Source organism: Streptomyces sp. NPDC033165 (assembly GCF_055577965.1).
Genome location: NZ_JBVIPK010000002.1, coordinates 736,610 through 748,868 on the forward strand (window position 1 = coordinate 736,610; position 12,259 = coordinate 748,868).

Consider the following 12,259-nt stretch of genomic DNA (forward strand, 5'->3'; position numbering starts at 1 on the left):
GGCAGCGATTCGTCGCTCCCGCACCCCCTCCCCGCTGCGTCTCCGCCCGTGTCCCTCGGCTCCTCGCTCGCGGAGCTACTTCGCGCGGTCGAAGTCGATGGCGCTGTAGGCGCGCAGCTTCGACAGCCGGTGCGTCGAGCTGATGGTCCGGATCGTGCCGGACTTCGAGCGCATCACGATCGACTCGGTGGTCGCCGTCTCCGCGCGGTACCGCACACCGCGCATCAGCTCACCGTCGGTGATCCCCGTCGCCACGAAGAACACGTTGTCGCCGCTGACCAGGTCGTCGGTCGACAGCACCCGGTCCAGATCGTGGCCCGCGTCCAGCGCGCGCTGCCGCTCGGCCTCGTCCTTGGGCCAGAGCTTGCCCTGGATGACGCCGCCGAGGCACTTTATGGCGCACGCCGAGATGATGCCCTCGGGCGTGCCGCCGATGCCCATGAGCAGGTCGACGCCGGTGCCCTCGCGGGCCGCCATGATCGAGCCCGCGACATCGCCGTCGGAGATGAACTTGATCCGCGCGCCCGTCTCGCGGATCTCCTTGACGATGCCCTCGTGGCGGGGGCGGTCCAGGATGACCACGGTGACGTCCTCGGGCGTGGAGTTCTTCGCCCGCGCGACGCGCCGGATGTTCACCGACACGGGTGCGTTGATGTCGACGAAGTCCGCCGCCTCGGGCCCCGTGACCAGCTTGTCCATGTAGAAGACCGCGGACGGGTCGAACATCGCGCCGCGGTCGGCGGCCGCCAGCACGGCGATGGCGTTCGGCATGCCCTTGGCGTTGAGCGTGGTGCCGTCGATCGGGTCGACGGCGATGTCGACCTCGGCGCCGGTGCCGTCGCCGACCCGCTCGCCGTTGAACAGCATGGGGGCCTCGTCCTTCTCGCCCTCACCGATGACGACGACGCCGTTCATCGAGACGGTCGAGACGAGGGTCCGCATGGCCTTCACGGCGGCGCCGTCGGCGCCGATCTTGTCGCCGCGGCCCACCCAGCGCCCGGCGGCCATGGCGGCGGCCTCGGTGACCCGGACCAACTCCAGGGCCAGGTTGCGGTCGGGGGCCTCCGGGGAGACCTCTAGCTGGGACGGCAGATGATGCTCGGACATCGGAGCGCACCTTTCTGTACGGCGACGACCGGATATGAGGGTGCTGTGACTCTATCGGTAGGTCGATAAAATGAGCAGAGCGGGTCACGCATGAGCACGCTGGGTGACCCGCCCGCCGGACGCCGCACCACCCCCGCCCCACCCGACCCTGCGTCCGGGTGCGCGAGGGCGCGTGCCACCATGGACTCCGTGGCAAGCAAGCGAGGCAAGCAGACGGCCAGGAACATGCTCCTGTCGACCCTGGTGACCGCCGCCTGTGCGGGCGTCATCTACATCTTCATTCCGCACGACGAGAACGCCGACCCGGTCAAGGCCGTCGACTTCTCCGTGGAACTGGCGACGGTGCGTACGACCGCGCCCTACCCGGTGGCCGCGCCGGAAGGGCTCCCCGAGAAGTGGAAGGCCACGTCCGTGACGTACGACGGCACCGCGGGCAAGGCCTGGCACCTCGGCTTCCTCGACCCGGACCGCAGGTACGTCGCGGTCGAGCAGTCCACCACTCCCGCGCGCGAGTACGTCCCCGAGGTCACCCACAAGGCCAAGGACACCGGAACCACCGAGACGGTCGCGGGCCGCACGTGGCAGGTCTGGGAGGGCCCGAAGTACAACGCCCTCGTTCTCCAGGAGAAGGACCACACCACCGTGGTCACGGGTTCGGCGCCCAAGGAGAGCCTGGTCGAGATGGCCGCCGCGCTGAAGACGGAGGCGGCAGCTCCCTGAGCCGTACGCATGCGCGAAGGGGCCCCGGAACACCGTGTGTTCCGGGGCCCCTTCGGCGTACGGACGCGTACGGCCGTCCTCCGGCCGGGCGAGCGGTACGCGCTCAGACGGTCGTGACGACCTCGTCGAAGGAGAGGCGCGGGCTGCGCGGGAACCAGGCGTCCTCGCCCGGCTTGCCGATGTTCACGACCATTAGCGGGGTGTGGTCGCCGTCCAGGAACTCCTTCTGGATGCCCGCGGCGTCGTAACCGGTCATCGGGCCGGCGGCCAGACCGGCGGCCCGGACGCCGATGATGAAGTAGGCGGCCTGGAGCGCGGCGTTGAGACCGGCGGCGGACTCACGGGCCGGGCGCTCGGAGAAGAAGAGGTCCTTCGCCTGCGGGAAGTGCGGAAGCAGCGTCGGGAGTTCCTCGTGGAACTCGTTGTCGGCGGCGAGGATCGCGACCAGCGGCGCGGTGGCGGTCTTCGGGCGGTTGCCCTCGGCCATGTGCTGCACCAGGCGCTCGCGGCCCTCTGCGGAGCGGACCAGGACGACGCGCAGCGGCGACTGGTTGAAGGCGGTCGGGCCGAACTTGACCAGGTCGTAGATCGCCTGGACCTGCTCGTCGGTCACCGGCTCGTCGGTGAAGGTGTTGGCGGTGCGGGCCTCGCGGAAGAGGAGGTCCTGAGCGGCGGGGTCGAGAACGAGCGACATCTGGTGGGTACCTTCCAGGCGGAGCAGGGGTTGGCGATGCACCGACCGTAAGCCAGGAATAGGTTAACTTTCAACTAAATCCGTGCGAGAGTGATCCACTCCACAGGCCGAGAGCCCTGCGGGCAGGGGAGCCGAGAGCCTTGCGGGGGCAAGGAAAGGCCTGCGCCCGCCCCGCCTCCCTGAGAGGCCAGGCCGTTGAGGAGCTCAGGCGTCAGCGGCCGTACCCGAGCTGCCGGAGCCGGATTCCGGGCGGGCGAGCGCGGCGTCCAGCCGCGCCCGGGCACCCTCAAGCCAGTGCCGGCAGACCTTGGCCAGCTCCTCGCCCCGCTCCCACAGGGCCAGCGACTCCTCCAGGGTCGTGCCGCCCGCCTCCAGCCGGCGTACGACCTCGATCAGCTCGTCGCGCGCCTGCTCGTACCCGAGCGTGCCCGTCGCGGCAGCCGCCGCCGTACTGTCGTCCGTCATGTGATCCACCCTAGGTGTGTCGTCCTGTGCCCCACCGCTCCGCGGGGGCTTCGTGTCCGCGGGCCTCACCCGTCCACCCGCACCGTGAACTCGCCCTCCGACACCCGCGCCCGCAGCGGCTCGCCGGGGGCCCCGGCCTCGTCGGGGGAGCGCACCACATGGCCGTCGGGCCGCTGGAGCACCGCGTACCCCCGCTCCAGCGTCGCGGCCGGTGACAGCGATACGACCCGGGCGAGGGTGTGCGAGAGCTCCGAGTCGGCCCGGTCCAGCAGATGGCCCAGCACCCGGCGGCTGCGCCCGAGAAGCGCGTCCACCTCGGCCTCGCGCTCGTCCACCAGCCGCTGCGGGCGCTCCATCGCGGGACGGCCCAGCGCGTGCGCGAGCCCGCGCTCCTCGCGGTCCAGGATGCCCCGTACGGTCCGGAGCGCCCGGTCCCGCAGCTGCTGCACCCGCTCCAGCTCCTCGCCCACGTCGGGGACGACCTTCTTGGCCGCGTCCGTGGGCGTGGAGGCGCGCAGGTCGGCCACCAGGTCCAGCAGCGGGGAGTCGGGCTCGTGCCCGATCGCGGAGACCACCGGCGTACGGCAGGCGGCCACCGCCCGGACCAGCTGCTCGTCGGAGAACGGCAGCAGGTCCTCGACGCTGCCGCCGCCCCGGGCCACCACGATCACGTCCACCTCGGGCAGCGCGTCCAGCTGCTCGACCGCCTGCACCACCTGAGCGACCGCGTTCACCCCCTGCACGGCGGTGTTGCGGACCTCGAAGCGCACGGCGGGCCAGCGGCGGCGGGCGTTCTCCAGGACGTCGCGCTCGGCGGCGGAGGCGCGCCCGCAGACGAGCCCGATGAGCTGGGGGAGGAAGGGCAGCGGCTTCTTGCGGTCCAGGGCGAAGAGCCCCTCGGCGGCGAGCGACTTCTTGAGCTGCTCCAGCCGTACGAGCAGCTCGCCGATCCCGACCGGCCGTATGTCCGTGGCCCGCAGCGACAGCTGCCCCCGGGGCGCGTACCACTCGGGCTTGGCGAGGACGACGACGCGTGCGCCCTCCGTCACCACATCGGCGATCCGGTCGAAGACCTGCCGGAAACAGGTCACGCTCACGGAGATGTCGTGGGACGGATCGCGCAGGGTCAGAAAGACGACCCCGGCCCCCGGCCGCCGCGACAGCTGGGTGATCTGCCCCTCCACCCAGATGGCACCGAGCCGGTCGATCCACCCCCCGATGAGCCGTGACACCTCACCGACGGGCAGCGGCGCTTCGGCGGACGTGTTGAGAGCCATACGGGCGAGCGTATCGGCAGCCACCGACATGACGAGGGGGCCGCACGCCCGTACGACACGGAACCGGAGGCTCGCTTCGGCGCAGGACCCGATGCGTACGACCCCGGACCGGCCGTTCCCGTCTCCGTACGACCCCGGACCGGCCGTTCCCGTCTCCGTACGACCCCGGACCGGCCGCGCTCACCTCTCCGAACGGCTCCGACCGCCCGCCCCCTGCACCGCCAGCACCACCAGCCCCACGCCGAACCAGCAGAGCCCCACCAACTGGGCGCTCGTCGTCGCCTCCACGATGACCGCGACCAGGATGCCCGCGCCGAACACCGGGACGAGGACGTGCCGCCACCACACCGGCGGTCCTGCCATCCGCCGGATGACGAACCATCCGACCACCGACGCGTGCAGCATCACGAACGCGGTGAGCGCGCCGATGTCCACGACGGAGACCAGATGGTCCAGGCCGTCGTCGCGCCGGGCGGCCCACACCGCGGCCACCATCGTCACGACCGCCGTGCCCAGGATCGCGAGCCGCGGCACGCCCGACTTCGGGTCGACCTTCGCGAGGACGGCCGGCAGCCGCCGCTCCCGGGCCATCGCGAAGACGAGCCGCCCGGCGGCCGCCTGCCCCGCCAGCGCGGCGAACGCGGCGCCGATGGCCTTGCTGACCGCGACCAGGTCATGCAGCCAGGTCCCGACGGAGGCGTCGACGGCGTCGTAGAAGGCGGACCCCTGGGCCGCCGGATTCGCGGCCAGCTCCGCCGAGCTCGTCGGCTCCAGCAGCGCTGCCAGGTAGGTCTGGGCGACGAACAGCACTCCGGCGAGCACCAGACAGAAGAGCACCGCCCGCGCCACCTTCTGCGAGCCGCCCGTCACCTCCTCGGCGAACGAGGCGATGGCGTCGAAGCCCAGATACGACAGCACGGCGATCGACACGGCCCCCAGTACCGCCGCCATGGAGAACGCGGTGTCCCCGGTCAGCGGCGTCAGCCAGCCGCGCTGCGCCCCGTCCCGTACGAGGACGACCACGGCCGACACCACGAACACCAGCAGCACCACGATCTCCATGGCCAGCACGGCGAAGCCGACCCGGGCGGCTGCCCGCACCCCCCACAGATTGAGCAGCGTGGTCATGAGCACCGCGAGCGCGGTCCACACCCACCGCGAGACCTCCGGGACCAGGGCGTTCATCGCGATCCCGGAGAAGAGATAGGCGACGGCGGGGATGAGCAGATAGTCGAGCATCGCCATCCACCCGGCGATGAACCCGGGTCCTTCCCCGAGCCCCTTCCGCGCATACGTGAACACCGAACCGGCCAACGGGGCGACCCGGACCATCTGGGCGTAACTGAAGGCGGTGAACGCCATGACGACGGTCGCCACGAGGTAGACGAGCGCGACCGCGCCGCCGGACTTCGCGTCCAGGGTGCCGAACACCCCGACGGGGGCCATGGGGGCGATGAAGAGCAACCCGTAGACGACGAGATCCCGGAACCCGAGCGTCCGCCGCAGCCGCCCCGCCTCGACGTTGCTTCCGGAGACCGACGTCATGAACCCTCCACCATCACCGTCCGGCACCAACCGCTCACCCGCGACCACCAGTCTCTCCACCGGGACGTCGTGGCGCCTGTTCGGCACGGCCTTACGATGGGACGCATGACTGCAACGCCCAGCCCGTCACCCGCCGCCGCCCCGAGCGGAGGCGCTACGCGCCGCAGTAACACCCGCCGTGTCCTGCTCGCCGCACCCCGTGGCTACTGCGCGGGCGTGGACCGTGCCGTGATCGCCGTCGAGAAGGCCCTGGAGCAGTACGGGGCCCCGATCTACGTCCGCCACGAGATCGTGCACAACAAGTACGTCGTGCAGACCCTGGAGAGGAAGGGCGCGATCTTCGTGGACGTCACCGCGGAGGTGCCCGAGGGCTCCATCGTGATGTTCTCCGCGCACGGAGTCGCGCCCACCGTCCACGCGGAGGCCGCCGAGCGCAAGCTCGCCACCATCGACGCGACCTGCCCGCTGGTCACCAAGGTCCACAAGGAAGCCGTCCGGTACGCCAAGGAGGACTACGACATCCTCCTGATCGGCCACGAGGGCCACGAAGAGGTCATCGGCACCTCCGGCGAGGCCCCCGACCACATCCAGCTCGTCGACGGCCCCGAGGACGTCGCGAACGTCGAGGTCCGCGACGAGTCGAAGGTCGTCTGGCTCTCCCAGACCACCCTTTCCGTCGACGAGACGATGGAGACGGTCGACGCGCTGAAGTCGAAGTTCCCGAACCTCCTCTCGCCGCCCAGCGACGACATCTGCTACGCCACGCAGAACCGCCAGATCGCGGTGAAGAAGCTGGCCGAGGACGCCGAGCTGGTCATCGTGGTCGGTTCCAAGAACTCCTCGAACTCCATCCGCATGGTCGAGGTCGCCCTCGACGCGGGCGCCCCCGCCGCCCATCTGGTCGACTTCGCGAGCGAGATCGACGAGGCATGGCTGGAGGGCGTGACCACGGTCGGCCTGACCTCCGGGGCCTCGGTGCCGGACGTGCTGGTGGACGGGGTCCTGGAGTGGCTCGCGGAGCGCGGTTACGCGGACGTGGAGACGGTGAAGACGGCCGACGAGTCGATCACCTTCTCGCTCCCCAAGGAGCTCCGCCGCGACCTGCGCGCCGAGGCCGCCGCCCTTTCCGCCGAGTAGCCGGGCAAGGGGCCCGGCCTGCCCGTACGGTGGATTCCATGGAGATCTTCGGCGTGGACATCGGCGGATCCGGGATCAAGGGCGCTCCCGTGGACCTGGACCGCGGAGACCTGGCGCAGGAACGCCACAAAGTGCTGACACCGCACCCGGCCACGCCCAAGGGCGTGGCCGACTGCGTGGCCGAGGTGATCGGTCACTTCGACTGGTCGGGCCCCATCGGCATCACGTTCCCGGGGGTGGTCACGGACGGGGTCACCCGCACCGCGGCCAATGTCGACAAGGGCTGGATCGACACGGACGCCCGCACACTCCTGGGCGAGCGCATCGGGCAGCCCGTCACGATCCTGAACGACGCGGACGCGGCCGGAGTCGCCGAGATGACCTTCGGCGCGGGCAAGGGCCGTAAGGGCACGGTCATCGTGCTGACGTTCGGCACGGGCATCGGCAGCGCGGTCTTCACCGACGGCGTCCTCGTCCCCAACACCGAGCTGGGCCACCTGGAGCTGAACGGCCACGACGCGGAGAAGCACGCCTCCACGAAGGCCAAGGAGGACGAGGACCTGAGCTGGCAGCACTGGGCGCACCGGGTCCAGAAGTACCTGCGCCATGTGGAGATGCTGTTCTCGCCCGAACTGTTCATCATCGGCGGCGGCGTGAGCCGCAAGGCGGAGAAGTTCCTGCCGCTGATCGAGAAGGTGCGGGCGGAGATGGTGCCGGCGCAGTTGCAGAACAACGCGGGGATCGTGGGTGCGGCGATGGCGGCGGCGGGCACGGCGCACGGGCGGGCCTGAGGCGGGTGAGGGGGCGGCGGTAGGGGCTGTCGGACCGCGCGGACGGTCACGATGGGAGCTTGGGAGCCGCCGCACGGACAACGAGGACTTCGGGACAAGGACCTCGGGGCAGGGACCTGAGACAAGGGGCTTGAGAACAAGGGGCCTGGGACAAGGGCCTGGGACAAGGGCCTGAGACAAGCGGCCTGAGACAGGCACTGCCTGGGCCCTCAGAACCGCACGGACACCGCAGTCAGCCCCGCTGGGAACGGCGTGAGGTCGGCCCAGCCCCGGCGCGTACGGGCTTGGAGGCACCGGCACGAGCACCGACCGCACCAGCGGCCGCGGTGGCGGCCGTACCGGTGCCGGCAGAGGCAGCGCGGGGACCTCTCCCCGGCCCGCCGCCCCACCTCTGGGAGAGCAGATACCGCCGCCGGGCACGCATCTGCCGCACCTTGCGTACGGAGGCGATGAGGCCCGCGACGAGGGTTCCTCCGTACAGCCAGCCGGCGTGGACGGCGAGGGCGGTCACCAGGCCCATGGCCTGCCCGCCGAAGCCGTCGGAGCCCCCGGAGATCGGGAAGATCCCGACGGCGAAGGCGATGGGCACGCTGATCGGGGCGGTGACCAGGTCGGCCGGCCTGACCCAGAGCGCGGTCAGCGCGCTGACGGGCAGGAAGAGGAGCCCGTACACGAGCTCGGAGCCGCCGAAGAGCAACCGGTCGATACAGGCGAGCACGAACATGGTGAGGGCGGCGAACAGCCCCGCCCCGATCCCGGTGAGCCGGGGATTGGGAAACCGCCGCAGCGCGAGGACCACGGGCGGCACCGCACGTGCCCGCCCTCCGGGCTTGCCCAGCACCCGGTAGACGGCGGAACTCTCACCGAAGGAACCACCCGGCGGAGGCGGCGCGGACGCACCGGGCGCGGGCGGGGCGGTCGCGGCCCGCGGGGACGGCCGGCGCTGCGGGGGACGTGTCCTGTGCTGCTCCACCCGCCCAACGTAGGTCGCGGGACGGGGGGAAGCAGGCGATGGACACGCGCTTTGGCCGACCTTGGGGTTGCGTTCGATGTCACACGGCCGAAAGCCGCACTGTTCGGACTGGCGGGAGCGGTCGGAAAGCCGCACTGTTCGGGCTGGCGGCAGGGGCCGGAAAGCCACACCGTTCGGACCGGCGGCAGGGGCCGGAAAGCCGCACTGTTCGGACCGGCGGGAGGGGCCGGAAAGCCGCACTGTTCGGGCCCGCGGGGCAGGCCCGTAAACTGGGGAATCGGTCCACTCCGGGACCCGGCCCGAACGGCCGAGCCGGACCCGGACGCCCCTGACCCCCTCCTCACTCCAGGAAGTCGCCAAAGTGTCGCTCACGATCGGAATCGTCGGTCTGCCGAATGTCGGCAAGTCGACCCTGTTCAACGCCCTGACCAAGAACGACGTGCTGGCGGCCAACTACCCGTTCGCCACGATCGAGCCGAACGTCGGCGTGGTCGGCGTCCCGGACCCGCGCCTGAACAAGCTCGCGGAGATCTTCGGCTCCCAGCGGCTCCTCCCGGCGACGGTCGACTTCGTCGACATCGCGGGCATCGTCCGGGGCGCCTCGGAGGGCGAGGGCCTGGGCAACAAGTTCCTCGCGAACATCCGCGAGTCCGACGCGATCTGCCAGGTCATCCGGGCCTTCAAGGACGAGAACGTCGTCCACGTCGACGGCAAGGTCTCGCCGAAGGACGACATCGAGACGATCAACACCGAGCTGATCCTCGCCGACCTCCAGTCCGTCGAGAAGGCCGTCCCGCGCCTGACGAAGGAGTCCCGCCTCCAGAAGGAGAAGGTCGCGGTCCTCGCCGCGGTCGAGGAGGCGAAGAAGATCCTGGAGACCGGCCAGACCCTGTTCGCCGCAGGCATCTCGGCGGGCACCGAGAAGGGCAAGCTCCTCCACGAGCTGCACCTGCTCACCACCAAGCCCTTCCTCTACGTCTTCAACGTCGACGAGGACGAGCTGGTCGACGAGGACTTCAAGAACGAACAGCGCGCCCTGGTCGCCCCCGCCGAGGCGATCTTCCTGAACGCCAAGATCGAGTCCGAGCTGATCGAACTGGACGACGACGAGGCCCTCGAACTGCTCCAGTCCATGGGCCAGGAAGAACCCGGCCTCGCCACCCTCGGCCGCGTCGGCTTCGAGACCCTGGGCCTCCAGACCTACCTCACGGCAGGCCCCAAGGAAGCCCGGGCCTGGACCATCAAGAAGGGCGCCACGGCCCCGGAGGCAGCCGGTGTGATCCACACCGACTTCCAGAAGGGCTTCATCAAGGCGGAGATCGTCTCCTTCGATGACCTGGTGGAAACCGGCTCGGTCGCCGAGGCCCGCGCCAAGGGCAAGGCCCGTATGGAGGGCAAGGACTACGTCATGCAGGACGGGGACGTGGTGGAGTTCCGCTTCAACGTGTAGCGGGCGACGTATCACCACGTCGCTGATCTGGCAAACATGCAGGTCAGGGAGGGCTCGGCTCTTCGGGGTCGGGCCCTTGGTTTTTTCTCGTGCTGGGATTGTGCTGGGACGTGGATGTGGTGCCGGTGCCGGGTTCTGCTCTGGTGAGTGGCTGAACCGTGGGACGGCGACTGCTGGTTCTGGCAAAGTGACAGCGACTGGGGTCCGCAACCGTCGAAGGACGACGAGTTCACCGAGGCCAATATGAACCCCGGCGCTGGGGCTGATCTCGCGGCCGCCTTCAAGGGCGACACGTACAAGATCATGCTGGTCGCCAACAAGTTCCAGACTGGCTTCGACCAGCCCTTGCTTTCGGCGATGTACGTCGACAAGAAGCTGTCGGGGGTCACTGCGGTACAGACGCTCTCGCGCCTCAACCGCACCCACCGCACCGCCGGTGGGGAGCAGAGGCGCAAGACGTTCGTCATCGACTTCGCCAACAAGCCCGAGGACATCAAGACGGCCTTCGAGCCGTACTTCAAGAACGCGACTCTGGAGACCGAGACTGACCCGTATGTCGTCGTCCACCTGGCCAACAAGCTTGCCCAGGCCGGGATCTACACCGAGGACGACGTCCGCAAGGTCGCCGAACTGTGGGTGACACGGAAAGGCAACATCGCGCTCTCGGCGGCGATCAGCCCGGCGCAGCACGACTTCCGGCGCCGCTACGCGCGGGCGATCGAGGAGGAAGACAAGGTAAAGCTCCAGGAGCTGGACCTGTTCCGCAAGGACGTCTCCACCTACGTACGGCTCTACGACTTCATGTCCCAGATCGTCGACTACGGCGACCCTGCGTAGTCGTTCGCTTGCTGCACGTTAGGTGCTGAGTCAAACGTGTACGTCAGAAGGGGTCGGTCTCTGTCGAGTCCGACCCCTTCGTCGTCACCGTGCTGGATGGGTGCTGGATATTCTGACGTGTGGTCAGCGGTGGTCAGGTGTCGTAAACGGTGGACCGGTGTCCCACGTGAACGACCCAGACCACCAGTTTCCCGTTGTCGATCGCGTAGACGACGCGGTAGTCGCCAACCCGTAGCCGCCGGCGGTCTGGCTGGGACACGAGCGCGGTGGTGTTGAAGCCGAGCGGATCGCTTTCCAGCTCGGTCAGCTTGGCCAGGATGCGCAGCGCCATCTCGCGCGGGATCTTCCGAAGCTCGGCCTGCGCCTCGGGGCGGAAGACGGTTCGGTACTCACTCACTGCGCGCCAGCGTCTCCCTCATGATGTCCTCGATCGGGATGCCGGGTGCGGGGTTGGCCATGCGCTCGTCGATGATCCGGTTGATCTCGCGCTCTTCCCACTCCTGGTATTTGCGCAGTACCTCGATGGAGACGACGGCGGCGACTTCCTTGCCGCGGCGCGTGATCACGGTGGGTACGTCGTCGCGGTCGGCGCGCTCCACGACCTCCGCCAAATGCGCGCGCACGTCGCGGATGGACTCTATGGGCAGCGGCTGCGTCATGCGCTCAAGTGTACCGAGTGTCCCATGTGTACACAACGGCTATTGGGGTGGAGTGCAGGCCTCCTTCCTTGCGGCTGCGCGGCTGCGGGTGCTGGATGTGCTGGATGAACTCGCACCGTGCTGGATTGGTGCTGGATGGAGGCTTCGAAATCGACGTTTTCGCAGGTGTTGCGTCCTGAACGCGTGAAGGAGTTGGTTGTAGGACAGCTTCCGATTGCGGTGCTGTGTGGAAGATGAAGGATTTGGCCCTTCGGAGCCGCCCTGCGGGGGGAGGCTTCAAACCACCTCATGCTGCGTTGGCTGAAGACCGTCGTGGTGAGCGATGAGGAAAAGGCGCCGTAAGAGGCGTCAGGTGGGGATCGGGAAGACGAACGCAAGTGAATCGCTGCTGACGTGTCGAAAGAAAATTAGACGACATCAAAACCGGGGTGTTACCTGAACTCCGGGATAAGCCTGGCGGGTGCCCGCCTATTGGCCAGGCGGTGTCCGGCATGCAGGCGACGTGAGTCCGGTCTGCGGCTTCCACACGGAACAGGAGAAGGCATTACCCGACACAGCCCGCCCGCGAGGGTCGAGCGAGAGGGAGCACCCCGGGCAGACGCAA

13 protein-coding genes are annotated in these 12,259 nt (G+C 69.3%); 5 read left to right on the top strand and 8 right to left on the bottom strand.

Going from position 1 to position 12,259, the window contains the following annotated elements; genetic code table 11:
- Positions 1 to 75: 75 nt before the first annotated feature.
- A complete protein-coding gene (gene glpX / locus ACZ5WC_RS07690) occupies positions 76 to 1,107 on the bottom strand; it encodes a class II fructose-bisphosphatase (protein ID WP_030580130.1) in 1,032 nt (343 codons plus the stop codon).
- A 180-nt stretch (positions 1,108 to 1,287) separates the two neighbouring features.
- Between glpX and ACZ5WC_RS07695 the strand changes: the two genes are divergently transcribed.
- Positions 1,288 to 1,827: a DUF4245 domain-containing protein gene (locus ACZ5WC_RS07695; protein WP_468539930.1), complete on the top strand. Its 540-nt coding sequence runs from the start codon at positions 1,288 to 1,290 to the stop codon at positions 1,825 to 1,827.
- 103 nt (positions 1,828 to 1,930) lie between these two features.
- Here the strand turns inward: ACZ5WC_RS07695 and ACZ5WC_RS07700 are convergent, their stop codons facing one another.
- The 4 genes from ACZ5WC_RS07700 to ACZ5WC_RS07715 form a co-directional block, all read right to left on the bottom strand.
- A complete protein-coding gene (locus ACZ5WC_RS07700) occupies positions 1,931 to 2,521 on the bottom strand; it encodes a malonic semialdehyde reductase (RefSeq protein WP_468539931.1) in 591 nt (196 codons plus the stop codon).
- Between the two features lie 204 nt (positions 2,522 to 2,725).
- Positions 2,726 to 2,986, bottom strand: a complete 261-nt coding sequence (locus ACZ5WC_RS07705; protein WP_468539932.1) for an exodeoxyribonuclease VII small subunit — start codon at positions 2,984 to 2,986, stop codon at positions 2,726 to 2,728.
- A gap of 65 nt (positions 2,987 to 3,051) precedes the next feature.
- Entirely contained in the window at positions 3,052 to 4,263 is a 1,212-nt protein-coding gene (gene xseA, locus ACZ5WC_RS07710; RefSeq protein ID WP_096627250.1) for an exodeoxyribonuclease VII large subunit, read from the bottom strand.
- Between the two features lie 180 nt (positions 4,264 to 4,443).
- Positions 4,444 to 5,808 carry an APC family permease gene (locus tag ACZ5WC_RS07715; RefSeq protein ID WP_468539979.1) on the bottom strand — a complete coding sequence of 455 codons (1,365 nt, stop codon included), beginning with the start codon at positions 5,806 to 5,808 and terminating at the stop codon, positions 4,444 to 4,446.
- A gap of 96 nt (positions 5,809 to 5,904) precedes the next feature.
- Here ACZ5WC_RS07715 and ACZ5WC_RS07720 point away from each other — a divergent pair, with 96 nt between their 5' ends.
- A complete protein-coding gene (locus tag ACZ5WC_RS07720) occupies positions 5,905 to 6,945 on the top strand; it encodes a 4-hydroxy-3-methylbut-2-enyl diphosphate reductase (RefSeq protein WP_468539933.1) in 1,041 nt (346 codons plus the stop codon).
- A gap of 38 nt (positions 6,946 to 6,983) precedes the next feature.
- The gene (gene ppgK, locus ACZ5WC_RS07725) at positions 6,984 to 7,736 is read left to right on the top strand and encodes a polyphosphate--glucose phosphotransferase (protein WP_468539934.1); all 753 of its coding nucleotides are present in this window, start codon (positions 6,984 to 6,986) and stop codon (positions 7,734 to 7,736) included.
- Positions 7,737 to 7,968: 232 nt separating this feature from the next.
- Here ppgK and ACZ5WC_RS07730 read toward each other — a convergent pair whose 3' ends face one another.
- Entirely contained in the window at positions 7,969 to 8,574 is a 606-nt protein-coding gene (locus tag ACZ5WC_RS07730) for a DUF6542 domain-containing protein (RefSeq protein WP_468539980.1), read from the bottom strand.
- A gap of 496 nt (positions 8,575 to 9,070) precedes the next feature.
- Between ACZ5WC_RS07730 and ychF the strand changes: the two genes are divergently transcribed.
- Together ychF and ACZ5WC_RS07740 are read left to right on the top strand one after the other, a co-directional pair.
- Complete coding sequence (gene ychF, locus ACZ5WC_RS07735; RefSeq protein WP_468539935.1) at positions 9,071 to 10,159, top strand: redox-regulated ATPase YchF; 1,089 nt, start codon at positions 9,071 to 9,073, stop codon at positions 10,157 to 10,159.
- A gap of 147 nt (positions 10,160 to 10,306) precedes the next feature.
- Positions 10,307 to 10,996, top strand: a complete 690-nt coding sequence (locus ACZ5WC_RS07740; RefSeq protein WP_468539936.1) for a type I restriction enzyme subunit R domain-containing protein — start codon at positions 10,307 to 10,309, stop codon at positions 10,994 to 10,996.
- A 133-nt stretch (positions 10,997 to 11,129) separates the two neighbouring features.
- Here the strand turns inward: ACZ5WC_RS07740 and ACZ5WC_RS07745 are convergent, their stop codons facing one another.
- Entirely contained in the window at positions 11,130 to 11,393 is a 264-nt protein-coding gene (locus ACZ5WC_RS07745) for a type II toxin-antitoxin system RelE family toxin (RefSeq protein WP_468539937.1), read from the bottom strand.
- On the bottom strand, positions 11,386 to 11,655 hold the full coding sequence (locus tag ACZ5WC_RS07750; RefSeq protein ID WP_007266282.1) for a type II toxin-antitoxin system Phd/YefM family antitoxin: 270 nt from the start codon (positions 11,653 to 11,655) through the stop codon (positions 11,386 to 11,388). The genes ACZ5WC_RS07745 and ACZ5WC_RS07750 overlap by 8 nt, the downstream gene beginning before the upstream one ends.
- Positions 11,656 to 12,259 lie beyond the last annotated feature (604 nt).

Excerpts from the sequence above, each read along its gene's own strand:
- glpX (WP_030580130.1), bottom strand. The coding sequence starts at position 1,107 with ATGTCCGAGCATCATCTGCCGTCCCAGCTAGAGGTCTCCCCGGAGGCC.
- ACZ5WC_RS07695 (WP_468539930.1), top strand. The coding sequence starts at position 1,288 with ATGGACTCCGTGGCAAGCAAGCGAGGCAAGCAGACGGCCAGGAACATG.
- ACZ5WC_RS07700 (WP_468539931.1), bottom strand. The coding sequence starts at position 2,521 with ATGTCGCTCGTTCTCGACCCCGCCGCTCAGGACCTCCTCTTCCGCGAG.
- ACZ5WC_RS07705 (WP_468539932.1), bottom strand. The coding sequence starts at position 2,986 with ATGACGGACGACAGTACGGCGGCGGCTGCCGCGACGGGCACGCTCGGG.
- xseA (WP_096627250.1), bottom strand. The coding sequence starts at position 4,263 with ATGGCTCTCAACACGTCCGCCGAAGCGCCGCTGCCCGTCGGTGAGGTG.
- ACZ5WC_RS07715 (WP_468539979.1), bottom strand. The coding sequence starts at position 5,808 with ATGACGTCGGTCTCCGGAAGCAACGTCGAGGCGGGGCGGCTGCGGCGG.
- ACZ5WC_RS07720 (WP_468539933.1), top strand. The coding sequence starts at position 5,905 with ATGGGACGCATGACTGCAACGCCCAGCCCGTCACCCGCCGCCGCCCCG.
- ppgK (WP_468539934.1), top strand. The coding sequence starts at position 6,984 with ATGGAGATCTTCGGCGTGGACATCGGCGGATCCGGGATCAAGGGCGCT.
- ACZ5WC_RS07750 (WP_007266282.1), bottom strand. The coding sequence starts at position 11,655 with ATGACGCAGCCGCTGCCCATAGAGTCCATCCGCGACGTGCGCGCGCAT.